This is a genomic window from Streptomyces pinistramenti (assembly GCF_020564935.1).
GTDB classification, from domain to species: Bacteria; Actinomycetota; Actinomycetes; order Streptomycetales; family Streptomycetaceae; genus Streptomyces; species Streptomyces pinistramenti.
Window position 1 is genome coordinate 25887 of sequence record NZ_JAJCXB010000047.1, and the last position, 25220, is coordinate 51106.

26 protein-coding genes are annotated in these 25220 nt (G+C 70.3%); 14 read left to right on the plus strand and 12 right to left on the minus strand.

What is annotated here, in order from left to right; all coding sequences use genetic code 11:
- Nucleotides 1-17 precede the first annotated feature (17 nt).
- Nucleotides 18-2522, minus strand: a complete 2505-nt coding sequence (locus LIU39_RS26215; RefSeq protein ID WP_505016425.1) for an MFS transporter — start codon at nt 2520-2522, stop codon at nt 18-20.
- A gap of 92 nt (nt 2523-2614) precedes the next feature.
- The gene (locus LIU39_RS26220) at nt 2615-3088 is read right to left on the minus strand and encodes a MarR family winged helix-turn-helix transcriptional regulator (RefSeq protein ID WP_227049373.1); all 474 of its coding nucleotides are present in this window, start codon (nt 3086-3088) and stop codon (nt 2615-2617) included.
- Between the two features lie 403 nt (nt 3089-3491).
- Here LIU39_RS26220 and LIU39_RS26225 point away from each other — a divergent pair, with 403 nt between their 5' ends.
- A complete protein-coding gene (locus LIU39_RS26225; RefSeq protein ID WP_227049374.1) occupies nt 3492-3716 on the plus strand; it encodes a hypothetical protein in 225 nt (74 codons plus the stop codon).
- A gap of 217 nt (nt 3717-3933) precedes the next feature.
- Nucleotides 3934-4875, plus strand: a complete 942-nt coding sequence (bla, locus tag LIU39_RS26230; protein WP_227049375.1) for a class A beta-lactamase — start codon at nt 3934-3936, stop codon at nt 4873-4875.
- A gap of 26 nt (nt 4876-4901) precedes the next feature.
- Here bla and LIU39_RS26235 read toward each other — a convergent pair whose 3' ends face one another.
- The 5 genes from LIU39_RS26235 to LIU39_RS26255 all read right to left on the minus strand — a co-directional run bounded on the left by LIU39_RS26235 (nt 4902) and on the right by LIU39_RS26255 (nt 8708).
- Complete coding sequence (locus LIU39_RS26235; protein WP_227049376.1) at nt 4902-5774, minus strand: hypothetical protein; 873 nt, start codon at nt 5772-5774, stop codon at nt 4902-4904.
- Between the two features lie 114 nt (nt 5775-5888).
- Nucleotides 5889-6725: an RNA polymerase sigma factor SigF gene (locus LIU39_RS26240; RefSeq protein WP_227049377.1), complete on the minus strand. Its 837-nt coding sequence runs from the start codon at nt 6723-6725 to the stop codon at nt 5889-5891.
- A gap of 201 nt (nt 6726-6926) precedes the next feature.
- Nucleotides 6927-7736, minus strand: coding sequence for an RNA polymerase sigma factor SigF (locus LIU39_RS26245; RefSeq protein ID WP_227049378.1), 810 nt, complete (start codon nt 7734-7736; stop codon nt 6927-6929).
- Between the two features lie 448 nt (nt 7737-8184).
- A complete protein-coding gene (locus LIU39_RS26250) occupies nt 8185-8478 on the minus strand; it encodes a Dabb family protein (protein ID WP_227049379.1) in 294 nt (97 codons plus the stop codon).
- A 65-nt stretch (nt 8479-8543) separates the two neighbouring features.
- The gene (locus LIU39_RS26255; RefSeq protein WP_227049380.1) at nt 8544-8708 is read right to left on the minus strand and encodes a hypothetical protein; all 165 of its coding nucleotides are present in this window, start codon (nt 8706-8708) and stop codon (nt 8544-8546) included.
- A gap of 605 nt (nt 8709-9313) precedes the next feature.
- Between LIU39_RS26255 and LIU39_RS26260 the strand changes: the two genes are divergently transcribed.
- The 4 genes from LIU39_RS26260 (at nt 9314) to LIU39_RS26275 (ending at nt 11404) form a co-directional block, all read left to right on the plus strand.
- Nucleotides 9314-10087, plus strand: a complete 774-nt coding sequence (locus LIU39_RS26260; RefSeq protein ID WP_227049381.1) for a DUF2127 domain-containing protein — start codon at nt 9314-9316, stop codon at nt 10085-10087.
- A gap of 71 nt (nt 10088-10158) precedes the next feature.
- Complete coding sequence (locus LIU39_RS26265; RefSeq protein ID WP_227049382.1) at nt 10159-10638, plus strand: hypothetical protein; 480 nt, start codon at nt 10159-10161, stop codon at nt 10636-10638.
- 206 nt (nt 10639-10844) lie between these two features.
- A complete protein-coding gene (locus LIU39_RS26270) occupies nt 10845-11132 on the plus strand; it encodes a hypothetical protein (protein WP_227049383.1) in 288 nt (95 codons plus the stop codon).
- Between the two features lie 89 nt (nt 11133-11221).
- Nucleotides 11222-11404, plus strand: a complete 183-nt coding sequence (locus LIU39_RS26275) for a hypothetical protein (protein ID WP_227049384.1) — start codon at nt 11222-11224, stop codon at nt 11402-11404.
- Between the two features lie 21 nt (nt 11405-11425).
- Here LIU39_RS26275 and LIU39_RS26280 read toward each other — a convergent pair whose 3' ends face one another.
- The 4 genes from LIU39_RS26280 to LIU39_RS26295 are packed head-to-tail and all read right to left on the minus strand — an operon-like array spanning nt 11426 to nt 15039.
- A complete protein-coding gene (locus LIU39_RS26280) occupies nt 11426-12883 on the minus strand; it encodes an amidase (RefSeq protein ID WP_227049385.1) in 1458 nt (485 codons plus the stop codon).
- On the minus strand, nt 12874-14088 hold the full coding sequence (locus tag LIU39_RS26285; RefSeq protein WP_227049386.1) for an MAB_1171c family putative transporter: 1215 nt from the start codon (nt 14086-14088) through the stop codon (nt 12874-12876). Before LIU39_RS26285 ends, LIU39_RS26280 begins: the two co-directional genes overlap by 10 nt.
- A 7-nt stretch (nt 14089-14095) precedes the next feature.
- Nucleotides 14096-14605, minus strand: coding sequence for a hypothetical protein (locus LIU39_RS26290; RefSeq protein WP_227049387.1), 510 nt, complete (start codon nt 14603-14605; stop codon nt 14096-14098).
- Nucleotides 14602-15039, minus strand: a complete 438-nt coding sequence (locus tag LIU39_RS26295) for a helix-turn-helix domain-containing protein (RefSeq protein WP_227049388.1) — start codon at nt 15037-15039, stop codon at nt 14602-14604. The genes LIU39_RS26290 and LIU39_RS26295 overlap by 4 nt, the downstream gene beginning before the upstream one ends.
- 985 nt (nt 15040-16024) lie before the next feature.
- Between LIU39_RS26295 and LIU39_RS26300 the strand changes: the two genes are divergently transcribed.
- The gene (locus LIU39_RS26300; RefSeq protein WP_227049389.1) at nt 16025-17029 is read left to right on the plus strand and encodes a LuxR C-terminal-related transcriptional regulator; all 1005 of its coding nucleotides are present in this window, start codon (nt 16025-16027) and stop codon (nt 17027-17029) included.
- A gap of 212 nt (nt 17030-17241) precedes the next feature.
- Here the strand turns inward: LIU39_RS26300 and LIU39_RS26305 are convergent, their stop codons facing one another.
- Complete coding sequence (locus LIU39_RS26305; RefSeq protein ID WP_227049390.1) at nt 17242-18609, minus strand: MFS transporter; 1368 nt, start codon at nt 18607-18609, stop codon at nt 17242-17244.
- Between the two features lie 164 nt (nt 18610-18773).
- Here LIU39_RS26305 and LIU39_RS26310 point away from each other — a divergent pair, with 164 nt between their 5' ends.
- The 7 genes from LIU39_RS26310 (at nt 18774) to LIU39_RS26340 (ending at nt 25220) form a co-directional block, all read left to right on the plus strand.
- Nucleotides 18774-19328, plus strand: a complete 555-nt coding sequence (locus LIU39_RS26310) for a winged helix-turn-helix transcriptional regulator (protein WP_227049391.1) — start codon at nt 18774-18776, stop codon at nt 19326-19328.
- Between the two features lie 263 nt (nt 19329-19591).
- Complete coding sequence (locus LIU39_RS26315; protein ID WP_227049392.1) at nt 19592-19963, plus strand: carboxymuconolactone decarboxylase family protein; 372 nt, start codon at nt 19592-19594, stop codon at nt 19961-19963.
- Nucleotides 19964-20106: 143 nt separating this feature from the next.
- Complete coding sequence (locus LIU39_RS26320; RefSeq protein WP_308409417.1) at nt 20107-21966, plus strand: FAD/NAD(P)-binding protein; 1860 nt, start codon at nt 20107-20109, stop codon at nt 21964-21966.
- A 31-nt stretch (nt 21967-21997) separates the two neighbouring features.
- A complete protein-coding gene (locus tag LIU39_RS26325; protein WP_227049394.1) occupies nt 21998-23194 on the plus strand; it encodes an acyl-CoA dehydrogenase family protein in 1197 nt (398 codons plus the stop codon).
- Between the two features lie 30 nt (nt 23195-23224).
- Nucleotides 23225-23656 carry a PaaI family thioesterase gene (locus tag LIU39_RS26330; protein ID WP_227049395.1) on the plus strand — a complete coding sequence of 144 codons (432 nt, stop codon included), beginning with the start codon at nt 23225-23227 and terminating at the stop codon, nt 23654-23656.
- Nucleotides 23657-23684: 28 nt separating this feature from the next.
- Nucleotides 23685-24110, plus strand: a complete 426-nt coding sequence (locus LIU39_RS26335; protein WP_227049396.1) for a PaaI family thioesterase — start codon at nt 23685-23687, stop codon at nt 24108-24110.
- 111 nt (nt 24111-24221) lie between these two features.
- Nucleotides 24222-25220 (plus strand): methyltransferase, encoded by a 999-nt coding sequence (locus LIU39_RS26340; RefSeq protein WP_227049397.1) that lies wholly within the window; start codon nt 24222-24224, stop codon nt 25218-25220.

A 25220-nucleotide genomic window follows, 5' to 3' on the forward strand; every position in this document is an offset into this window, starting at 1 on the left:
TGGTCCCGGGATCCGGGTCAGTCCCCGGGGTGGGCGAGTTCGACGTCGTAGCCGTCGACCCCGCGTGCGTCGATCTGCAGGCCGTTGGCGACCGGCGGGTAGCCGCTCGCGATGACCGTGTAGTCGCCCGCGTCCAGGTCGGTGAAGGCGTACGCGCCGTCCTCACCGGTCGTCGAGGTGGCGACGACGTTGCCCGCCGCGTCCACCAGGGTGACGCGGGCGTCGGGCAGCGGGCGCCGTGCGGAGCCGGCCCGGACGATGCCCTGGACCCGTGCGCCGGACAGCAGCTCGATCTCGACGCGGGTGGTGCCCTGGCCGCCGACCTCGACCGGCAGCGCGGTCGGCCGGAAGTCCGCGGCGTTCACCGCGACGGTGAAGGTGCCTGCGGGCAGCTCGTCGAAGGAGAAGTAGCCCTCCGCGCCGGTCTTGCCGGTGGCCAGCACCTCGCCGCGGACATCGGTGACGACGACCATCGCGCCGTCCACCGGACCGCCGGTGACCGCGCTGCGGACCTGGCCGCCGAGGCCGCTGGTGCCGCTGAGCAGGATGTCGTAGCCGAGCGGCTGCTCGCCGACGACGACCGTGGACGCCTGCGGCTGGTGGCCGTCGGCCGCCGCGATCAGCACGTACGAGCCGGCGCCGGGGGCGCTGAGCGCGTACGAGCCGTTGGCCTGTGCCACCGAGCGGCCGAGCTGGCGCCCGCTGAGCGAGATCAGCGTGACCGCCGAGCGCGGCACGGGGTGGCCCTCCGGGTTACGCACGAATCCGTGGATCGCGGGCCCGGCGGGGAGGTCACCGCCGCCGGCCGACGCGAACGCCGCCAGGGGCTGGGTGGCCGCCGCAGCCGCCGGCTGCGCCCACGAGGGAGTGTGATCGTCGTCGGAAGGAACGGAGGGGGCGCCCACCAGGGCGGGCTCCAGCTCTTCGACCTGGGCCGCCGCAGCGGCCGCCGGAGCGTCGGCGCCGGTCGGTATGCCGGCCGGTGTCGCCTCCTCGCCGTCGGCGTTCTGGGCCAGTCCGCCGCGAGTCTTCAACGCGACCTCCTTGATGAACAGGGTGAGCAGGAAAGCGAGCAGAGCACAGGGCGCCGCGATCAGGAAGATGTCGCCGACCGCGTGGCCGTACGCGCTCTCCATGACGGTACGGAGCGGTGCCGGGAGCGCGTCAAGGTCCGGGATGCCACCGCCGCCGCCGGCCGATGCCGCCGCCTTCGCCGCCTTCGGCCCGAGTTCGGCCAGACCGTCCTCGACGTAGTGGCTGACGCGGGTGGCGAGCACCGCACCGAGAGCCGAGACGCCCACCGCACCACCGAGGGAGCGGAAGAACGTGACGACGGACGAGGCGGAGCCGAGGTCCTGCGGAGCGACCTGGTTCTGCGTGCACAGCACCAGGTTCTGCATCATCATGCCGATGCCCAGACCCAGCAGGGCCATGAAGATCGCCACGTGCCAGTACGCGGTGTCGTACCGGATGGTGCCGAGCAGACCCAGACCCGCGGTGATCAGGACGCCGCCGGAGACCAGCCACGCCTTCCACCTGCCGGTCTTGGTGATGACCTGGCCCGAGACGGTCGACGAGATGAACAGGCCCGCGATCATCGGGATCGTCATCACGCCGGACATCGTCGGCGACTTGCCGCGCGCCAGCTGGAAGTACTGGCTGAAGAAGACGGTGCCGGTGAACATCGAGATACCGACGAACAGCGAGGCCGCCGAAGCGAGGGTGATCGTCTTGTTGCGGAACAGCCGCAGCGGGATGATCGGTTCCTTCGCCCTGGACTCGACGAAGACGAAGATCGCGCCGAGCACGACCGCGCCGCCGACCATCGCGGCGGTCTGCCACGACAGCCAGTCGTACTTGTCGCCGGCCAGCGTCACCCACACCAGCAGCAGCGAGACCGCCGCGCTGATGAAGAAGGCGCCCGCCCAGTCGACCTTGACACCCTCGCGCTTGACGACCGGCAGCTTCAGGGTCTTCTGCAGCACGATCAGCGCGATCACCGCGAACGGCACGCCGACGTAGAAGCACCAGCGCCAGCCCATCCAGCTGGTGTCGGTGATGACGCCACCGAGCAGCGGGCCGCCGACGGTGGCGACGGCGAAGGTGGCACCGAGGTAGCCGCTGTAACGCCCGCGTTCACGCGGGGAGATCATCGCGGCCATGACGATCTGGGCCAGGGCGGACAGACCGCCCACGCCTATGCCCTGCACGACACGGCAGGCGATCAGCATCCCGGAGTTCTGCGACAGACCGGCGACGACCGAGCCCGCCACGTAGATGACCAGCGCGATCTGTACCAGCAGCTTCTTGCTGAACAGGTCGGAGAGCTTGCCCCACAGCGGGGTGGTCGCGGTCATCGCCAGCAGCGAGGCCGTCACGACCCAGGTGTAGGCGCTCTGCCCGCCGTGCAGATCGTGAATGATCTCCGGCAGCGCGTTCGACACGATCGTCGACGACAGAATGGCGACGAACATGCCGAGCAGCAGCCCGGAGAGCGCCTCCATGATCTGACGGTGCGTCATGGGGGCTCCGCTGGAGGGGGCGCCGCCGCCTCCATGCTTGGCGTGGCCGCCCCGCACACCGGCTGGTGTGGTCGTAGCCATGTAGTTCCTTTTCATCCTGCGGGTGTACGGGTGGTGGAGTCGTGATGCGCCCGGGTCCGGCAGTCGCCGAAGCTCGTACGGAGCCTGGCGAGCAACTCGATCAGGTTGCCGACGTCGCTGTCGGTCCAGTCGTCCAGATACCGGGCGAGTGTTTGGGTGTAGCGCTCGGAAAGCTCCGTGAGGAGTTCCTTGCCGCTCGGGGTCAGGCGCAGCAGCCGCGACCGCTTGTCCGCCGGATCGGGCTTCCGCTCGATCCAGCCGCGCTCCGCGATGTGGGCGACGTGCCGGCTGGTCACCGACATGTCGATCGCGAGCAGCTCGGCCAGGTAGCTCATCCGCATCTCGCCGTGCCGGTCGAGAAGGGTGAGCACGCCGGCCGAAGCGGGCGGGCAGTCCTGGGGGAGGATGCGCCCCATTTCGCGCTTGACGGCTCCGATGGCACTGAGTTGCCTGGCCAGCTCTTCGTATTGAGTCTGAGCGGCCATGGGCTCCTCCACGCGTCTTTTGTTGCTTGAGGCAACCATAAACTCAGTTGGTTGCTGAAGGCAAACGTATCGGGGTGCTCATGGTAAAGGGACGCCCAAGGCCACCTACGCGCCTGGTCAAGCCCGCCGATCACCCGGAAGGAACCCCCAGGTCAGGGCGGCCACCCCACTGTGCGCCCGCTGTGTTCTTGCTGTGAGCAGGCTCTCTTCCCCCGGTTCCGGACGCCGCCCGCCACCTCTCCGGCGGCCCTGCGCATCGCCGGGGGACTCCGCGGCCCGCGAACCACCGCCGCGCCGCGTCCCCGTGGGCCGAACTCCGAGCCGCCCGCCCGCCGTTCCGTGCGTCGTCCGGTGCGCGCCCCTGGGGTGCCCCGGCGCCCCTGGTTCGCTAGGGTCCTTGCCCATGGCGACCAACCCGCAGAACCAGGCCGAGGGCAACTACGACCCGGCGGGCAGCACGCAGATGTTCCGAGCTTTCGTGGACGAGGGCGCCCCGGCCCCCACCGTCGGCGGCCGCCGCGCCGCGGCCCCGCAGCCGCAGTCCTCCGGGCCCCGCGTCGGCCTCATCGTCGGCGTGATCGTCGCCCTGGTGGTCGTGGCCGGCGCGGCCTGGCTGGCCCTGTCGTAACCACCCGCACCCGCTTCCCCTCCCTCCCCTCCTTCACCCACCCCCGTACGCACAGGGGCCCGGAGCTGTTCTCCCGGGCCCCTTTTCGTTTGTCCGCCGTCGCGTGGGCCGGGGTGAAACCATCCGGTCCGTCCGTGACGTCCTTGACAGGCAAGCTCGCGACCGCCCGGCAGGACGGTCCCCACAACGGTCCTGGCGACCACCGGAGAGGACGCACATGAAGAACACGGGAGCACGTCCGTCCCGTCGGGCGGTACTCGCCTTCGGCACCGGAACCGCGCTGGCCGCGACGCTGGCCACGGCCACCGGCGCGAACGCCGCGACACCGGCGGGCGGTTCGGCCACCCGCGGCGGCGGGCTCTCCCGGCAGCTGAGGGAGCTGGAGCAGGAGTACGCCGCCCGTCTCGGAGTGTTCGCCCGCGACACGGCCACGGGCAGGACCGTCGCCTACCGCGCGGACGAGCGCTTCCCGATGTGCTCGGTGTTCAAGTCGCTCGCCGCCGCGGCCGTCCTGCGGGACCTCGACCGGCACGGCGAGTTCCTCGCCCGGCGCATCCGGTACACCGAGCAGGACGTCAAGGACGCGGGCGCGCACACCCCGGTCACCGGCCTGCCCGAGAACCTCGCGCACGGCATGACCGTGGCCGAACTCTGCGCCGCCACGGTCGGTCAGAGCGACAATGCCGCCGGGAACCTCCTCCTGCGGGAACTGGGCGGCCCGACCGCCCTCACCCGCTTCTGCCGCTCGCTGGGCGACGGGACGACCCGGCTCGACCGCTGGGAGCCCGAGCTGAACTCGGCGGAACCCTGGCGGGTGACGGACACCACCAGCCCCCGCGCCATCGGGAGCACCCTCGGTGACCTCGTCGCCGGTGACGCGCTCACCGCCGGTGACCGGAAGCTGCTGACCACCTGGCTGGTGGCCAACACCACCAACACCGAGCGCTTCCGCGCCGGCCTCCCCGCCGACTGGACCCTGGCGGACAAGACCGGCGGCGGAGAGGCGTACGGCATCGCCAACGACGTGGGCGTCGTCTGGCCCCCGCACCGCCCGCCGCTCGTGCTGTCCGTCCTCTCCACCAAGTACGACGCGGCGGGCCCGACGGACAACCCGCTGGTCGCGAGGGCCGCCGCACTGGCGGCAGCGGCCCTCACCTGACGCGCGAGGCGGCCGTGCCAGGGGCGTCACTTCCAGTCGAACGTGACGTCCTTGGTGTCGAGGTGCATGCCCAGAGGCACGCGCCAGGCGTCCACGCAGATCCGGTAGGCGGCGGTGCGGAGTTGGCCGGATTTCAGCGGTAGCGGGAGGGCGCGGGACGAGGTGACCGTGGCCCAGTCGATGCCCAGGCCACCGATGATGTGGGTGCCGAAGGTGACGGTCCCGGCCGTGACCGGCTCCGTCCCGGTGTTCAGCACGTCGAAGGTGACCTTCTGGCATCGCCGGGTGTCGGTGTCGCCGAGCCGGGGCTTGCCGATCACGAGACCTGCGGGCGCGCCGGGGCCCGCGGGAACGGTGGGGGAGGGCGGCTTCGGGGCGGGGGAGTTGCCGTCCGGTGAGCCGGGGGCCGGGGAGCCGGGGGCCGGTGAACCGCTGGGTGAGCCCGTTCCGCCGTCGGCGGCGCCGCCGGGCGGTACGGTGCCTGCGCCCGGCTCGGACGGGCCCGGCGAAGTGGCCGGATCTGTCGCAGAGTTGGCCGGATTTCCGATGTCGTCCGAGGGGTGGCTGCCGGGGTTGGTGCGGTGTCCCGGGGGAGGGGCCGGGGCGGCGGGGGTTCCGGAGGGGCGCGCGTCGGCGCCGTCCAGCGGGGTCAGTTCGACGTCGTCACCGGGCGGCACAGCCTTCGTCGGTGCCCGGCCTTCGGGGCCCGCGGCGGCCGGTGCCAGATAGCCCGTGTCCGCCGGGCTGCCGCAGCCGGTGAGCAGTGTGCCCAGGCAGAGCGCGGCGGCTGCGGAGGCGGCGAGCGCGGGTGCCCGCGGCGTGCGGGGGGCGAGGCGGGTGCGCCGGGACGGCGGCGTGCGTCGCGGGCGCGGAGCGGGTATGCGGGGCAACTGTCGCATCGGCACAGTGTCAATGACGACCCGTCAGATTCCTAGAGCCGCGCGGCAGTGCACTTCACTGCTGTCCGCCGAGTGGTGCTCGATGGCCTCAACGACCTCTCGGCGGACCGTTCCTCATTCGGCGATGAGCCCTTCACGCAGCTGCGAGAGGGTACGCGTGAGCAGCCGGGAGACGTGCATCTGGGAGATGCCGACCTCCTCGCCGATCTGGGACTGCGTCATGTTGGCGAAAAAGCGCAGCATGATGATCTGCCGCTCGCGGGGCGGGAGTTTGGCCAGCAGCGGCTTGAGCGACTCGCGGTACTCCACCCCCTCCAGCGCGCTGTCCTCGTACCCGAGGCGGTCCGCGAGAGAGCCCTCGCCGCCGTCGTCCTCGGGGGAGGGCGAGTCCAGCGATGAGGCGGTGTAGGCGTTGCCGACCGCCAGGCCGTCGACGACGTCCTCCTCCGACACCCCCAGGCAGCGGGCGAGTTCGGGGACGGTCGGCGAGCGGTCGAGCTTCTGGGCCAGTTCATCGCTGGCCTTGGTGAGCGCGAGCCGCAGTTCCTGGAGGCGGCGCGGTACGCGTACCGACCACGAGGTGTCGCGGAAGAACCGCTTGATCTCGCCAACGACGGTCGGCATCGCGAACGTCGGGAATTCCACGCCGCGTTCGCAGTCGAAACGATCGATCGCCTTGATCAGACCGATCGTGCCGACCTGGACGATGTCCTCCATCGGCTCGTTGCGGCTGCGGAATCGGGCCGCCGCGTACCGCACGAGCGGGAGGTTCAGCTCGATCAGAGTGTCGCGTACGTACGTACGCTCCGCGCAGTCCTTGTCGAGCGTGGCCAGCCGCAGGAACAGGGAGCGGGAGAGCGTGCGGGTGTTGATGGCGTCGTCGTCGTGCACGTGCGGTGCAGGCGCGGGAATCGCGGGAAGCACCTTTGAGCTGCCCAGTTCTACGGACATGCCACCCCCTTGAGGTCGCGGGTCGGGTCGCTGCGGCGTCCCCGGACCGAGGCGGACCGGGAAGTGATACCTCCACCTGAATACCGGAGGCAGCGCCGTGGCAAACGCGGTTCCAGCAGAATGTCACATGTCGGCAACACGCTGTAGCGCCAAGTCGACATATCTGCGCAGGAACGCGGGGCCCTCGGTACCCCGTCCCGGTTACGCCTCGATCCTGTTTGCGGACCGCAGCCGAGCGAAGCTCCGCGACAGTAGCCGCGAGACGTGCATCTGCGACACCCCGAGCTCCGCGCTGATCTGAGATTGCGTCAAATTGCTGTAGTAGCGGAGCAGCAGGATCCGTTGCTCGCGCTCGGGCAGCTGGACGAGGAGATGGCGCACGAGGTCACGGTGTTCGACGCCGGCCAGCTCGGGGTCCTCGTAGCCGAGGCGGTCCAGCAGGCCGGGCAGACCGTCGCCTTCCTGGGCCGCTTCGAGCGAAGTGGCGTGATACGACCGCCCGGCTTCCAGGCAGGCCAGGACCTCTTCCTCGCCGATCTTGAGGCGGTCGGCGATCTCGGCGGTGGTGGGGGAGCGGCCGTGCAGCACCGTCAGGTCCTCGGTCGCGCCGTTGACCTGCACCCAGAGTTCGTGCAGCCGGCGCGGTACGTGGACGGTGCGGACGTTGTCGCGGAAGTAGCGCTTGATCTCGCCGACGACGGTCGGCATCGCGAAGGTGGGGAACTGCACGCCGCGGTCCGGGTCGAAGCGGTCGATCGCGTTGATCAGACCGATGGTGCCGACCTGGACCACGTCCTCCATCGGCTCGTTGCGGCTGCGAAAACGGGCGGCGGCGTAGCGGACCAGCGGCAGGTTCGCCTCGATCAGGGCGGCCCGGACCCGGGTGTGCTCGGGAGTGCCGGGGTCGAGCCCGGCCAGCTCCGCGAACAGCACCTGCGTGAGCGCCCGCGTGTCCGCGCTCCGGCTCTCGCGGGATGGAGCCTTGGGCGCAGTACGGGCCGTCACGGTCACGCCACCCTTCACAGTGCATGTATCCGGCAAAAGCGGTCATAGCATCACAAGACATGTGCAGTATGCGCAAGCACCGCATAACGCCGTGTTGGGTGGTGAGTTGAAGGGCGCGCGGCGGGGTGCGGAGGGTGTACGGGCGTGCGCGACGGCGCGACGTGTGAAGGTGCGGACGCCCGCGCGGAGCGCGTGAGCGGCACGCAGAGACGCGCGGGCGTGCGCCGTGGGGTTGCGGGCGCTCCGGGCCGCCGCGGGCGCTCTACGGGCCGTCAGGAGGCGCGTGGGGGCCGGAGGGTGGCGGCGGGGCCGGCCGCGGAGCCGGAGCGGGCGGCGCGGGCAGGCGTGAGCCCCTCGGCCGTGACGGTTCCGGCGGGCTGTCCGGAAGGCGGTCCCGGAGGGTTTCCGGGGGCGAGGGGCTCGGGGGTGCGGCGGGCGGTTGTGCCGCGGCCGCTCAGAACTCGTAGTCGGCGATCACCCAGGTGGCGAAGGCGCGCCACTGCGCGGCGGCCGCCTGATGGGCCGGGTGTTCGATGTAGCGGGTGAGGGCTTCCCGGTCGGCGACGGCCGAATTGATCGCGAAGTCGCGGGCGATCGGGCGGTCGGTGATGTTCCAGCCGCACTCCCAGTGCGTCAGCTCCGGGATCTTGTCCCCCAGTTCCGTGAAGGCCCGTGCGGCGTCCTGGACGCGCGGCTCGTCGCGGGAGACGCCGTCGTTGAGCTGGAACAGGACCAGGTGGCGGATCACTGGGGGCCTCCGTGCGGGCGGACGGTGCACGGCCGGACCGGCCGGCCGACTGGGGCTGGCAGCGGTCAGCTGACCAGCTGCGTCATGAACTCGCCGACACCCTGAGCAGCGGACGAGATGCCCTCGAAGCCTATCTGGACGAGATCGGCGGCCCGGCCCGGGGACGTGATGATCGTGTAGAGCACGAAGACGATGACCAGATACAACGCGATCTTTTTCGCTTGCGCCATCAGTCCCGTCTCCCCTACGGCAGTCCCTGCAGTTCCCCGGTGCAGTCGGGCGAGTTTAACCACACCGGCGCGCCGGCACCCCGGGGAGATCCCCGCCGGGCACCGGCCGGGCCCGGACCGCACGGTCCACCGTGTCCGGTCCGTCCGGTTCGTGCGGTCCCGGCCGTGGGCGCCGTCCTCATCTGGCCTTTAGGGACCAAAGGCCCCCCGGGGAAGGCCCTTTGCCTGCCGCGCGGGGTGTGCGGCGGAGGCAGGATGGAGGTGCCCCGGCGGGCCTGGCAGGAGTCCGCAGGGCCGGGATCCGGACCTCACTGCGGGGTCCGCGCCGCGCGATCCCCCCTGACCGCGGCCTGGACTTGGAGGTCCGGTCCCCTACGGGGGAGGCGGCCGGTCCCCCGACGAGGCTGCCTCCCCCGACACCCGCCCAGGGCATATCGCCCCATGTGTGCCGATCTCCGCCGCCGCTCGCGGTCTTGGACGGCCCCCGGCCCCCGCCGCCCCGTGATTCCCGGCACCATGGCTTCCGACACGCACTGCGCGCGCGCCCGTACGGAGCGGTACCGCTTCCCGGCGCGCGGGACGACAAGGGATACGGGGCAGCGACGATGAGGATCGACTGGGACCGGCGCACCTGCGCGCGCCGCGGGCACGTCACCTACCTGCCGCAGGAGGAGGCCCTGCGGCAGCGGTTGCACGCGGACACCGCGCTCGGGGCGGCCTGGCGCTGCCTGCGGTGCGGGGACTTCGTCCTCGGTGAGCCGCACGGAACGGGGCCGGCCGCCGACGCCCCGCTGGTGCCGCGCGGGAAGGTGCTGCGTGACCTGTTCATCCTGCGGTTCCTGGCCGTGGAGCGGGCGGTGCGCGGGGTGTTCATCGTGCTGGCCGCGGTCGGCGTCTGGAAGTTCAGCAACAGCAAGGACGCGGTCCGCAGGTTCTTCGACGAGAACCTCGACGTGATCCGCCCGGTGGCCCGGCACTTCCACTACGACCTGGACCATTCGCCGGTCGTCGGCACCATCCAGAAGACCTTCGGCTACCGGCACTCGACCCTGCTCCTGGTGGCCGTGCTGCTGCTGGTCTACGCGCTGATCGAGATCGTCGAAGGGGTCGGACTGTGGCGCGCCAAGCGCTGGGCCGAGTATCTGACGGTGGTCGCCACCGCGGCGTTCCTGCCGCTGGAGATCTACGAGCTGACGGAGAAGGTCAGCTGGCTCAAGATCGCCACGCTGGCGGTGAACATCCTCGCGGTGCTCTACATCCTGCTCACCAAGCGGCTGTTCGGACTGCGCGGCGGACGCGCGGCGTTCGACGAGGAGCGGCACAGCGCGTCCCTGATGGAGGTGGAGACCTCGGCCGGGGTGTCCGCCGCCACCGCATAATGGCTGACGACCCGCGGGCGCCCGAGCCCGCGGCGTACGGCCCGACGCACGAACCAAGGGGGAAGACGACCATGCACACGCACTCCGCGCACGGACCGGCCGGCGAGGGCGGCACCAACGGGGCGAACTCCGGCCGCCGCACGGCCGGTTCGGCGGGCCGCCGGCGGCCCGCCCTGGTGCTGGCACTGCTCTTCGGCCTGCTCGCCGCGGCCGCCGCGCCGGCCACGGCCGCGGCGCGCAGCGACGTCCCGCGTACCGCGGCTGCGGTGCGCCTGGTGGCGGCGCACGGCACGCAGGCGCCGGGCGACCGGGACTCCGGCACGCGGACGGCCGCCGCGGCTCCGGCCGGGGCGCCGGTGGTGGTCGCGAAGTCGACGGTCACCGAGCCGGTGTTCCTGGCCAAGGACAAGACGAAGAAAAAGAAGGGCTTCTTCAAGAAGCTCGGCATCTTCCTGCTCGTGCTCTTCGTGATCTTCCTGCTCGTCATCGTCCTGGTGATCTGGCTGATCATCCACTTCATCCGGAAGGCGCTGCGCCGTCGCAGGGACTGAGGCACCGCACCGGCCCCTCCGGCCCGGATTCCCGGGGCGGAGGGGTTTTCCGTGCGTCCTGCGGGCGCCAACCGGCCTCGGTTTACCGGGTGTTGCGCGGTTCCGCCCGTCCCGGTGAACCATGGCCCCGTATCGGGCGTCTTCCCGCTCGCGTCCCGGTGGTACCGGGAGCCGCTGCCCGCGACCGACGAACAGGAGAGCTGACGATGACCCGTGACGGATCCGCCGAGCGTGACGACCGGCCGGTCGGGGACGGGCCGTGGTGGGTCGGGGTGGGGCCGATCGGAGCGGTCGTCCTGATCGTCGTCGGGATCGTGGGGGAGGCGTGGGTCGTCTTCCGCTGGCCCGGCCTCCCGGACGAGCCGGACACCGCCTACTACGGGGTGAGCAGAGTCCTTGCCATCGGCCTGGTCCTGGCGGGCACCGCCCTGCTGGGACGCCTGCGCACCCGCGCCGGGAAGGGGCCGGAGGGCGAGGAGGGCGGGGAGGGGTGACGGGCCCCGCGGCTCCGTCGGGCCTTGGGCAGTGGCTGACTCTCGGTAAAGCAGGCGTCATTGTCGGTGGCCGACCGTAAGATCGCGGTATGCCTCAAACCTCCTGGTCCACCCCGGCCACGGTGCAGTCCGTGAGTGCGGCGAACGAGGCCATACGCACCTTCATGGCCGAACGCGCCGGCCGCGGGCTCTGGCCCGAGGAGCAGGACGCGTACGAGAAGCTGCTCACGGACTGGGCCGCCGCCGTCCACCGGAAGCCCGCCCCGGCCTGAGCCGCGCCGAATCGCCGGAATTCAGCCGGAGTTGCCGACGTGACCCGGGCGCACCTCTGCCATGCTCCTCGCCAGCAGGCCGGCCAGGTGCGTGACGGTGCGGTCGGCCAGGTACGGCCCGATGAGCTGGACGCCGAGCGGGAGGCCGTCGGCTGTGCTGCCCACGGGGACGGTGGCCGCCGGCAGGCGTACGGGCCCGGCGAGGTTGAGCCAGGCGGTCTGATCCCAGTAGCTCCGGCGCTCGCCGTCCACGGTGAGGTACCGCTCGGGGACGGGCACGGCGGTCTGGTCGGGGACGGCGGCCGTCGGCGCCGCCGGGGTGATGAGGACGTCGATGCCGCCGAAATAGGCCGCCCACCGCTTCCGCAGGCCCTCGCGCTCCTCGTTGGCGAGCAGCCAGTCGCGGTGGCGCATGGTGCGGGCCCGGAGGAAGGCCGCGCCGGGTGACGCCGCGTCGGGCGGGAGGTTCCCGGCGGCCGTGACCTCGCCGGCGAACGCTTCCGGGGCGGCGCCCGCGGCGGAGTTGGCAAACATCAGGCGCTGGAAGAGGCGGTCGGATTCGGCCATGCCGACGGGGCGTGCGGTGGTGTCGACACGGGCGCCGGTGCCGTGCAGGGCCTTGGCGATGTCGTCGAGCAGGGCGCGGGTCTCGGCGTCCACGCGGCAGTACGGGTCGTCCGCCCAGATGCCGATGCGGTACTCGTGGAGCCGTTCGTGCCGGGGGGCGGGCAGCTCAAGCCGCCAGGCGGCGCTGTCGTCGGGCGACGGGCCGGCCAGGACGTCCAGGGCGAGAGCGAGGTCGGCGGCGGTGCGGGCGAGCGGGCCGACGGTGAGCAGGTCCGAGGCCGAGAGCCAGCCGGGCGGGCGGGGGATGTGGCCGCGGGCCGGCACGATGCCGTGGCTGGGCCGCAGGCTGTGGACGCCGCAGTAGTGGCCCGGCAGGCGCAGCGATCCCGCCAGGTCACTGCCGAGGCCGAGGGGACTGAGGCGTCCCGCAACTGCCGCGGCCTCGCCGCCCGATGAGCCGCCTGCCGTGCGCTGCGGGTCGTGCGGGTTGGGCGTGGTGCCGAACAGCGGGCTGCCCGTCTGGATGTCCTGGCACATCGGCGGTGTGTTCGTCTTGCCGAGGACGACGGCGCCTGCGGCCCGCAGCCGCGCCACGGCGTCGGCGTCACGGGCGGGGACGTGCCCGGCCAGGTCAGGCGATCCGCAGGTGGTGCGCAGCCCGGCGGTCTCCAGCGAGTCCTTGACGGTGACCGGAAGGCCGAGCAGCGCGCCGCCGGTACGTCCTGCGGCCCGCCGCTCGTCCGCGTCGGCGGCTGCGGCCAGCGCGCCGTCGTGGTCGACGGTGATCACCGCGTTGTACTCCGGGTGCCGGTCGATGCGCTCCAAATGCGCGGCGGTCAGCTCGCGGCTGGAGACGTCTCCTCGTTCCAGGGCGTGCAGTTGCTCGCCTGCGGAGCGGTGCGTCAGGTCCATGAAGGTGTTTCCTGTTCGGCGGGTGCGGGGGTGAAGTGGGCGGCGATGCGGAGCAGGGCGCGGACGTCGTCGTCCGGGGTGCGCACGTCCTCGCGGGTACCGGCGTCGGCGTACTCGGCCGGGGTCTGCGGTGCCACGTCGTGGCGGTGGGCGGTGAGCGCGGCGCGGAGCTGGTCGGCGGTGACGGCACAGGCCAGTTCGGCGCCGTCGAGGCCGGCGGCGCGGTGGCGGCGCTCGGACGCGCTGCGCACCGACTCCTCCAGGCGGTGCCGCAGGGCCCATTGGCCGTCCCGGATTTCCACGGTCCGGCGGTAGAGGTGCCAGGTGGTGTCCCACAGGCGCAGCCGGGACGCGGCGGGGGTGCGGGCGGGCTGGAGCGCGATGGTGGGCAGGGCCCGGTGCACCGCTTCCCACAGCGGTGCCAGGCTCCGGTAGTCGCGGTGCGCGCGGATCCCGGCCCGCACGTGCGGGACGACGTGCACCGCCACGGTCGGGAGGAAGAATCCGGTCAGCACGAGCGCGTTGCCGCCGTCGGCGCAGAGCCACGCGAAGCTCTCGACGGCGGGCGAGGGGCGGCTCAGGCCGGACAGGGCGGCCCCGACACCGGCGAGACGGATGGCGCTGTAGCCGAAGGTCAGCACCGCTCCGGCGCCGACGATCCGCAGCCCGCGGGCGATCCATGCCTGGTCGGTACGGCGGGCGGCGGTCCGGCAGCCCAGGGCTAGCACGGCCTGGCCGGCGCAGTAGACGAGCACGTAGAGCGCCAAGTACGCCTGGTAGGTGCCGTTGTGGAGGTACGCGGCGGTGATGCCCTGCGGGGTGGTCCGGCCCGTGCGGGGGAGCTGGAGGAACAGCACCGTCAGGGCCAGGATCACCGCGGCTCCCGCCCCGCGGCACAGCCGGGCCCGCTGCCGTGCCCGCTCCGGGGGCAGCACCCAGTGGGCGAGGACGACCGGCTGGTGGGACACCTGGGCCACCACGGTGGCGAACGCCGCGAGGATGCCGATGGCGGGGCGTCCTGTGGCGTCGCCGAGCAGTGTCCAGACCGGCGCGATGGACACCAGGAAGGAGAGGGCGCAGAAGCCGTAGACGCAGGCGAGCGCGGCCAGCGCGGGGTCCTGGCGCAGCCGTCGCGGTGACCGGAGCAGCAGCAGGAATCCGGTCATGGCCAGCGCCGCGCACAGGGGATGGAGGAGTTGCTGCACGCCCGCGCTATCCCCTCTCGCGCAGCAGCGTCTCCGCCACGAGGTCGTGGCCGCCGGTGCGCGGGCCGGGGCGGTGGACGTGGCGCTGGAGATAGGAGCCGATCAGCTCGGCCTCCCGCTCGTCCTGGTACGCGTAGTCGCTGCGGCCCAGCATCATCTTCACCGCCGACGGGTCGAGGGTGGTGATCAGCCGGTCCGTGAGCGGCTTCGAGCCGAGGGAGTCCAGGTTTTCGTGGTGGGCGCACAGGATGTGGGCCACCTCGTGGGCGAGGATGTGGTCCTGGTGGGCGCGGCTGGTCTTCTGGTGGACGAAGAGGTAGTCGATGCCTTCCACGGTCCGTATCCACATGCCGCACACGCCGTGCACGCTGTCCACGGGGGCGGGCGCGAGGCGGATCGCGTGGCCCGACCGTTCCTCGATGGCCGGCAGCAGCTCCCGAATGCTCGCCGCCTGCGGGAGGTTGAGGTCACGGACGAAGCGCCGGCAGTCGCGCCGCGTGGTGTCCCTGCGCCTCACCGACCCTCGTCCGTCCGTTCGCCGGCCGGGCCGGGGCACAGTCCTTCCCGCTCGCGGATGTGCTCGATGGTGTCGATGACCTGCTCGACGCTCTGCGGGGAAAGCCCGGCGACCCGGGTGGCCACGCGCCGCACTCCGTACTCGCGCAGCTGCCGGACGAAGCCCAGTTCGCCCTCGACCCTGGCGGCGACGTCGTCGTCGAAGAAGTAGGACACCGGCACGCCGAAGAACGTGGCCAGTGTCTCCAGATGCCGTCGGGTGGGGTTGTCCCGGCGCCCGGTGCGCAGCTGCCACAGGTAGACGTGGGAGAGGGTCGGGCCGCCGCGCTCGCCCAGCAGCCTGGAAACTTCCTGGTTCGTGTAGGGGCCGCGGTCCGGCGGGTGCACCTCTTCGAAGAGCCTGTTCAGGCGCCCACCGAATGCGTCTACCGGCACGAAGGACCCCCGAGTGGTGTGTGTTGACGTTGCGTCGCAGGGTGTGTCAGATTCATCAGCGGCAGACTAGCTGAGGTTAATCACGCTAACCAGCCCGTCTCCCGCACCGCAGTAATACGCCGATCCCGAATCAACCGAGGCGAGGCCAATGTCATCGCGCACCTCGCACAGTTGCCTGCAATAAGGACCTCCTGCAAGCCAGGACGTTTGTATTCAGCCACCTCATTGTGCTGCCCCTGGGGGAGGAGCAAGCAGTGCCATGAACGATTCCCACGTCTCCCTATGGAGTACCCGGAGCGGCCGAAGGCGACAGGGTTCGCCGGCCGCGGGCGTATGCCAGGTCAAGCCCAGTTCACCGTGCGGACGTCGGCGATTCCCGGGCGGCGCGCAATACGGCGCCTTGTGGCCTGACCTGAGCTGCGCGGCACGTGGCCGGGATGCGGGCCTGGCGCCCACCCGCGAGTGGCGCCCCAGCGGGCCGGCCGCCGGGGCCTGGCCGTAGCGGGAGTCCTGCCGTAGCGGGAGCCTTGCCGTACCCGCTCCCGCGGGGGCGGCCGGCTCCGCGATGTCCCCCGGACCGCACCTTCACGCTACGGGGATTTCCCTGGATCGAATCAGGGCGCGCAGCGGGTATTTCCGTGCCGTGGCAGGCCGGTGAAGAGTGCGCAGCGAAATGCCGATGCGGGAATCAACGCTGTGCGGACGTGAGCCGGACGGCGGTCCTGTGCCCGCAAGAGTTCCGTCAACAGGCGTTTGGCACTGCACTGTGCATTCCTCATCGGCAGTAGCGTTTGAGCCATCCTTCGACGTCGCACATATGACAGGGGCACATGGGGGCGTCGACCGAAATCGGACGATGGGCCCGGAGTGGCCGATACCGCACGATGAATTCCTTCGGAGACGACCGCGGATTCCATCCGGCGTGACGTCAGGGACGCGGCGCTCACCCGTCTTTGATGCGTCGCGTAAACAGAGAGGAAATGAAATGGATGCTCTGGTTAACGAATGCTCGGCGACCGGCGAACCCTCCATGGAACTCACTTCCGCGGAGTTAGCGTCCTACCAGCGCATCGCCGAGCAGGGCCCCGTACGGGTCGGCGAGATGACGGCCGGTACGCAGGGCGACGTCAGCGTTCCCGCGGTGGACAATCTGATCGCCGCGGGCCTGGTGCGACGGCTGGGAACCGACCGTCTGGCGGCCGTCGATCCCGCCAGCGTGTCGGACCAGCTCCTGGAGAAATGGGAGGAGCGGGTGCGCGGCGCGCAGTTCGACCTCCTGTGGATGCGCAGTCAGTTCGCCGAGCTGAAACTGATCTACGCGACGCAGAAACAGCCCGCCCAGGGGCCCCAGCTGGAACGGATCGACTCGCACGAGGAACTGGTCAGGACCCTGGAGAGGCACGCGGCCGAATGCCGCAGGGAGGTCCTGTCCGCCAGACCCGGCGGGGCCCGCCAGGACGCGGAGCTGCTCGAAACCCGCCACCGATACCAGTCGCTGCTCGGGCGCGACGTACGGCTGCGCACCCTCTACCAATACTCCACGCGCTTCGACGCGTTGACGGCGCAGGAGGCCATCGAGTCGGGAGCCGAGGTCAGGACCGTGACGGGGGATCTCGCGCGGTTCATCATCTTCGACCGCACCGTGCTCTTCATTCCGTTGCAGGACGAGCCGGGCGGCGGCGCGCTCGTGGTCCGGAACTCCGATCTCGTCACCTTCGCCGCCGAGATGTTCCACTCGCTCTGGCTGACCGGCGAACTCCTCCACAAACCACGGGAGAGAACGTTCATCCAGGATCTTACGAATCAGACGAAGCAGTCCATACTGCAACATCTGATCGACGGCGCGGACGACCGGACGACGGCCCGCGCCCTGGGTATTTCGGTGCGCACCTGTCAGCGCCATGTCTCGGAGATGATGCGCCAGCTCGGTGCCTCCAGCCGGCTCCAATTGGGATTCCTGCTGCGGGAGCAGGAGCAGTTGGCATTGTGACGGGAAGGGCCGACCGGAAGAGCCGACCGGGGCGGCCGACCGGGGACGGGCGGCGGGACGGTTGACGGGGACGGTCGATCGGGATGGCCGACCCGTGCGGGCAGGAATCGGCCATTCCAGGGCGGGAATTGGCCGGTGCCGGGCGCGAACGGATGCGCATCCGCAGGGGGATGCGCATCCGCCGGAGGCGGACCGCCCGCCGGGCGGCGGCCTCAGACCGACGAGGCCACGCGCGGCGGTTCCACCGGGGTTGCGGGCTCCGGACGCTCGCGGCAGAGGGCGACGAGCAGCGCTCCGGCGATCGTGAGGGCGCCGGACACGGCCGCCGCGTAGGTCAGCCCTGCGCCCATCTCGTGGGCCGGACCGCCGCCGCGCGGAGCGAGCGCCAGGATGGCCGCGACCAGCGCGACACCCAGCGACGAACCGAGGTAGCGCGAGGCGTTGTTCGCCGCCGAGCCCACGGCGACGCGGTGGGCCGGCACGCTCCGCACGGCCAGTCCCGCGAGGGCCGCGTTGACCACGCCGCTGCCGAGTCCGGCCAGCACAAGACCCGGCACGAACCGCCACCACGAGGACTGCTCGGTGATCCCGATCAGCACGAGTTCGCCGACGCCGCAGACTACCAGGCCGGCCGCGACCTGAAGGCGGTCCCCGACGAGGGCGACGAACCGGCGGGCCTGCGGCGCGGCCACGAAGGACAGCCCGGACCAGAACGCGAGCAGCCCCGCGCTGGCCAGGGGGCTCATGCCGAGCATGGTCTGCGCCGCGATCGGCACGTACGTCATGAGGCCGATCACGCCCATGCCGGTCATCAGCGCGCCGACGATCGACGCGACGAACGCGGGGCGGCGCAGCAGCCCCAGGTCCAGCATCGGTTCCGCGACCTTCTTCTCCACCGCCACGAATCCGGCCAGCAGGAGCACCGCGGCCACCAGGAGGACCAGCACGTGCGGCTGGGTCCAGCCGCTGCGGCCCTCGGTGAGGCCCGCGATCAGCAGCATGATGCCGGCGCCGAGGGTGAGCACACCGGGTATGTCGAAGCTGCGCCGGTGCTCGCTGCGGGACTCCACCAGCGAGCGGCTGCCCCAGAGCATGACCAGCGCGGCGGCAACCGCGAGGACCCAGTAGGCGACCCGCCAGTCGGTCACCTTGCCCAGGAGCGCGGAGTACACCGGGCCGATGGCGATGCCGCCGCCGACCATGGCGCCCCACAGCCCGGTGGCGCGGGCCCGCTCGGGGCCGGGCGGAAAGACGTGGCCCAGGAGGCCGAGGCTGGAGGCCAGGAGTGCGGCGCTCGCCGCGCCCTGGACGATGCGGCCCAGGACGAACACCGGCGTGGCGGGGGCGGTGGCGCACACCACGGTGGCGAGCGCCAGCACCCCGCCGCCGATCACGAACACCCGCTTGCGGCCGAAGTCGTCGGCGAGGGTGCCGGCCATCATCAGGCAGGCCGCGAGGCCGACGCTGATGCTGCCCAGGATCCAGGTCTGGCCCGACGCTCCGGAGTCGAGCGCGGTCCTGATGGTCTGGACTGTCGAGACGGGGGCGGTGAAGTTGATCAGCACAAGCAGGGTGGCCACGCACGACAGCGTGAGGGTCGCGCGTGCGGAGGAACTGCGGGCGACCGGTTCGGTCGTCACTACTACCCCCAAGGGTCGGTGTACCGGACGAGAGAGCGCACTCTAGCAGGGTAGTTCAATCATTGAACTGAGGAGTTCGGTGAATGTACTGTTAAACTGTGCGGGTGGCATTGGGACGTGGCTACGCGGGTCAGGACTGTTCGATGGCCCGCGCACTTGAGGTCGTCGGGGAGCGCTGGACGCTCCTCGTACTCCGCGACTGCTTCTACGGGGTGCGGCGCTTCGGCGATTTCCACGCCCACCTCGACATCCCGCGGGCCGTGCTCGCCGACCGCCTCAAGGCCCTGGTGTCCGTAGGGGTGGTCGAGCGTCATCCGCACATCACGGGCGTCGAGGTCGACTACGTCCTCACCGAGCGCGGGGCCGACCTCTGGCCGATGGTGTTCTCCCTGGCGCAGTGGGGCGAGCGCTGGCTCGCCCCGCAGGGCGCCCGGCGGCTCTTCAGCCATGCGGTGTGCGACACGGACATCGACGCCGGCGGTGAGTGCCCCGCCTGCGGCGTCGTGCCGCCGCCCGCCGACCTCACGGTCCGCCAAGGCCCCGGCGCGGACCCGACGTTGCGCGACGACCGGGTCAGCGTGGTGCTGCGCGGCGGCCCGCACCGGCTGATGACGGACCTGTTCCCGGAGCCGGCCCGCACCGGCCCGGCCGGCTCCTGAGCGACGGCGCGCGCAGCGCCTGCTGCCGCCCGTAGGACGCGCTGTTGCGCCCCGGCGGGCCACCGCGGGAGAGTGGTGCGAAATGCCCGCCTTGTCACTCTCCTGTTTGCGACAGTCGTGATCAGGACAGTTGCCGAACCTGTCGGCACGGCATGCCTTTCTGCCAGGCTTTTCCCCGAGGGCGCGTCGGCGGCTCCGAGCAGAGACACCCCGCCCTTCGTGAAACGGATCATTCCACGGCGTTTCGGGGGAGGGGATCACGCATGCGTGGATCCGAGTGGGAAAACGGCGATGCACTGCGGCGCGAAGTCCTGGGAAACGAATATGTTGACGGCGTCTCCGGCGCCTGGGCCGGCGCGGCCGAATTGCAGGATCTGGTCGTGCGCTTCGCATGGGGAACCGTCTGGCAGCGGCCGGCGTTCGACCGGAAACTCAAGAGCCTGCTCACCGTCGCCATGCTGACCGCAATGAACCGCAAGCACGAACTCGAACTGCACATCGGCGGCGCACTGCGCAACGGATGTACCGTCGACGAACTCGTCGAGGTCGCTGTCCATTCCGCTGTGTACTGCGGGGTTCCCGCCGCGATCGACACCGTACGGTCGATCAAACAGATCAGCGATGAAGTGGCCTGACCGACGGCCCCGAGAGATCCGGCCGAGGCCATTCGCCCGCCGCAGGCCCGTCGGCCGTCACATTCCGCATCACCATAATTGGGAAAACCTGACGGAGTCCCATCATGAAACAGAGGACAGTGCACACAGTCGGAATAATCGGCGTGGGCCCTCGCGGTCTGTCCGTCCTGGAGCGCATTGTGGAGAACGCGCGGGACCGGGTCGACACCCCGATCGTCATCAACCTCTTCGAACCCTGGAATTTCGGTTCCGGTGACGTCTGGCGGACCGATCAGTCCCCCGACCTCATCATGAACATCGTCTCCTCCCAGATCACCGCCTTCGCGGACGACAGCGTGCAGATTTCCGGTCCGGTACGTTACGGCCCGAGCCTGTACGAGTGGTCGGCCAAGCTGGTTGCCGGGGAAATCCAGGGAAGCTACGGCCCCGAGGTGCTCGCGGAGGCCGCGGAGGTCGATGAGAACACGTATTGCCGCAGGTCCTTCTACGGCCACTATCTCGAATGGGCATACCGCGAGCTGGTGCACCACCGCCCGGCCAATATCGACATACGCGAACACCGGTGCAAGGTCGTCTCGGTGCTCGACACCGACAACGGCGGCCAGCTGGTGACCGACGACGGCGGGCAGGCGGTCGAGGTCGACGAACTGGTGCTGGCCACGGGGCACGGAGCGGTGGGCCTGTCCGCCGCCGAGCGGCAGCTGCGGAGCTTCGCCGACGGCGTGGGCGGTCTGTTCCAGCCGCCGGCCAACCCCGCCGACGTCGACCTCAGCCGGATCGCCCCGGGCCGGCGGATCCTCGTCCGCGGCCTCGGCCTGTCCTTCTTCGACTACATGTCGCTGCTCACCGAGGGCCGCGGCGGCAGATACCAGCGGGGCGACGGCGGGCTCCGCTACGTCCCGTCCGGGAACGAGCCGCACATCGTCTGCGGTTCGCGGCGGGGCGTGCCGCTGCACGGCCGGGCGGACAACGAAAAGGGCGACCTGCGCTACGAGCCGAAGGTGCTCACCGAAGCGCATATCGACAAGCTGCGGTCGAATGCCGGGCCCGACGGCGCACTGGATTTCCGGCGCGACTGCTGGCCGTTGATCGCCAAGGAAGTGGAGACCGTCTACTACACGCGCCTGGTGGAGATCAGGGAATCGAAGGAAGCGGCCGAAGAATTCAGCACGCTCTACACCTTCCTCCCCTGGGCCTGTGACTCGGAAGGCGTCGTCCTGCGCAAGTTCCATGTGCCGGAGGAACAGTACTGGGACTGGTCCAGGGTGGCTCAGCCGTGGACCGAAAGCGACATCGCATCGACCCGGTCCTGGACGGAATTCCTGGGCTCGTACCTGGCCGCCGACGTATTCGAAGCACGCCAGGGAAACGTCAGCAGCCCTGTGAAGTCCGCGCTGGACGTCCTGCGGGACATCCGCAACGAGATGCGCTACGTGATGAAGAACGGCGGCATCGAGGGCAGCTCCTACCAGAACGACGTGGAGGGCTGGTTCAATTCGCTGCACGCGTTTTTGTCCCTGGGCCCGCCCTGGAGCCGGATCGAAGAGCTGATGGCCCTGATCGACTGCGGTGTGGTCGAGGTGGCAGGGCCGCGCTTCTCGGTGGAATTCGACCGGGCGGAAGGAATGTTCGTCGGGCGCTCGGCAGTACCCGGCGACGTCCATCGGAGCACCGTGCTGATCGATGCGCGGCTGCCCAAGGTGGATCTCGCCAGGACGAGCAACTCGATTCTGGTCCATCTGAAAGAGCAGCAGCAGGTCAAGCACTTCACCGTGCGGACCGCTTCGGCCGGTGAATACATCACCGGGGGAGTCGCGGTCACCGACCGGCCTTTCCGCGTCATCCGGAGCGACGGCTCGATCCATGCCAGACGCTACGTATTCGGCGTGCCGACGGAGGGCGTCAACTGGGTCACCGAGACCGGCATCCGCCCGCACGTCAACTCCATCACGGTCGGCGACAGCGATTCCATCGCGCGCGCCGTACTGGGCCTTTCCGCGTGACCGCATTCCCGACATGAGGAGCAAGTGAAACATGAGCACGCTTTCCGCCGCGGAGCCCGACCCCCTGGACATTCTCGCGGTCGACGACGAACTCGGCGAGACCGAACGGGACATCAGGGACACCGTGCGGTCCTTCGCCCGGTCGGAGCTGGCTCCGCACATCGCCGAGTGGTTCGAAGCCGACACCATGCCGCGTGACCTCACCAAGCGTTTCGGGGCACTGGGACTGCTGGGGATGCACCTGGACGGGTACGGCTGCGCGGGCACCAGTGCCACCGCGTACGGCGTGGCCTGCCGCGAGCTGGAGGCCGTCGACTCGGGGCTGCGCTCCTTCGTCTCGACGCAGGGCTCGCTGGCCATGTACGCCCTCCACCGCTGGGGATCGGAAGAGCAGAAGCAGGAGTGGCTGCCGGCCATGGCGGCCGGCGAAGCGGTCGGCTGTTTCGGCCTGACGGAGCCGGACGCCGGCTCGGATCCCAGCACGATGCGGACGCGGGCCAGGCGCCAGGGCGACGACTGGATACTCGACGGCTCGAAAATGTGGATCACCAACAGCCCGATCGCCGATGTGGCCGTGATCTGGGCGCAGACCGATCCCGAACAGGGCACGAAGGGCATTCGCGGCTTCGTCGTCCCGACCGGTACCCCCGGATTCACCGTCAACAGGATCAGCCGGAAGCTTTCCCTGCGCGCGTCCGTGACCGGCGAACTCGTCCTGGAATCCGTGCGGTTGCCGGCGAGTGCGGTACTGCCCGAGGCCAGGGGCCTGTCCGGGCCGCTGACCTGTCTGAGCGAGGCGCGTTTCGGAATCATCTGGGGCGCGGTCGGCGCCGCCCGCGCCTGTTACGAAACGGTGCTCAACTATGCAGGCCAGCGGGAGCAGTTCGGGCGGCCGCTCGCCGGATTCCAGCTGACCCAGCGAAAACTGTCGGAGATGGCCGTACAGATCACCCAGGCATCGCTGCTGGCCGCCCGGCTCGGCCGGCTCAAGGACCGCGGCGAGCTACGGCCGGTACAGATCAGCGTCGGCAAGCTGGCCAATGTGCGCGCGGCACTCGACGTCGCGCGCAGTGCCCGCACCATTCTGGGCGGCAACGGAATCACCCTGGAATACCCGGTGTTCCGGCACATGGTCAATCTGGAGACGGTGCTGACGTATGAGGGAACCGAGGAAATGCACCTGCTCTCCATCGGCAAGGCGGTGACCGGTGTCCAGGCATTCCGCTGACCCGACCACCACCGAAGAGCGGGCAGAACTGTGAGCAACCACGCCACCGGGGCCGCGCTGCCAGATTTCGCTCTCCGGCACGCAAGCGAATTCGCCGCGGCCGCCGGACTGGTCATCGACGAGGCGGACGGCACCCGCGTACGCGGCCATATCGACCTCGGTGCGGACCACCACACGCCGTGGGGAATCGTGAACGGCGGTGTTTACACCACGGCCGTCGAAAGCGCCGCCACGATCGGCGCGTCCATGGCGGTGGCCGGCCACGGTCAGCGTGCCGTCGCCCTGCACATCTCCACCGACCTGCTGCGCTCGCGGACCGAAGGCCGGGCCGAGGTCACCGCCGAGCCCGTGCATCAGGGCCGTACCCAGCAAATCTGGGCGGTCACCATCTCGGACGAACGGCCCCTCGCCCGCGGGCAGATCCGCTTGCAGAACGTCGACCTCGACCGGGGTTCTGCCTGATACGCACGGAGCCGTCAGAGGAGAGAGCATGGCCACATTCCCCGAGATGAGCCTCGACAAAGCGAGCCGCTTTCTGGCGGCGCTCGGCCTGGAATTCGACGAGATCAGGGCGGACGCGGTGACGGGCCGTATCGAGCTGGGCCCGCAGCACCACAATCCGTGGGCCGTCGTCCACGGCGGTGTCTACAGCACCATCGTCGAACGCGCGGCCAGCGTGGGAGCTTCCCGCGCCGTGCACGAAAAGGGCCTGTTCGCCGTCGGCGTGCACAACATGACGGATGTGTTCGTCGCGGCGGTCCAGGGCCCGGCCGTCGTCACCGCACATCCGGTCTTTCAAGGAGAACTCCAACAGGTCTGGTCGGTGGACGTGTCCGCCGACGAGGGCGGCACCTTGCTGGCCCGCGGACAGCTACGGCTCCAGAACATCCCGGCGCGGAAGTCAGGGAACGGCTGACGACCACCGGCAATTCGATGAATACGACGCGCGCTTCCACGGGCGTGCGGACTCTGAACATCCACGGAACCCGGGGCAGCCGGGAACGTGGGAATTCTGAAAGGAAAGCGCATGACTGCGTCACCGACCCGCAAGGTACTGGACCTGATGATCGGCTACTGGGCATCGCAGAGTGTCTATGTGGCGACCAAACTGAACCTTCCCGAGCACATAGCCGCGGGACATACGACCAGCCATGAACTGGCCACGGTGACCGGCACCCACGAGCGCTCCCTGTTCCAGCTGATGCGCTTTCTCGTGGGCCTCGGCGTGCTCCAGGGCGACGAGGAGACCGGCTTTTCCCTCACGCCGTCCAGCGAACTCCTCAAGGAGGACGCGCCGGATTCCCTGCGTGACCTCGTGCTGATGTACGGCGAGGAGTTCTACCAGACGTGGGGGAATCTGCTCCACAACGTCCAGACCGGCCAGCCGGCGTTCGAGGCCACGTTCGGTGCCTCGATGTACCCGTACTTCACCGCGAACCAGGAGTCCGCCCGGCGGTTCGACGGCACCATGGCCGGCGGCGCGTTCTTCACCGACCTGCCCCGCGTCTTCGATTTCTCGGATACCCCCACCGTTGTCGACATCGCGGGCGGAACCGGCGGACTGCTCGCCGAGGTGCTGAAGGCGTCCCCGCAGACCAAGGGCGTGCTGTTCGACCAGGCGCACGTGATCGAGGCCGCGAAGGAGGCCATGGCGGACCGTGGCCTCACGGACCGGGTTTCCTACGCCGAGGGGGACTACACCGAATCGCTGCCGGCCGGCGGCGATGTCTACCTGTGGTCGCGCATTCTGCACAGCCGCTCCGACGCCTCCTGCGTGGACCTGCTGAAGCGCTGCCGTGACGCCATGAATCCGGACGGCACCGTCATCGTGCTGGAGCGTACGATCCCGCCGACCGGCGAATCCTCGCTCGGGCTCTGGTTCGACATGCAGATGATGGTCCTGGTCGGCGGAACCGAGCGCAGCGAAAAGGAATACGTGGACCTGTTCGACCGCTCGGGCCTTGCCCTGCACTCCGTGCTTCCGCTGTCCCTGGACATGTTCGCCATTGTCGCGAAGCGCGCCTAA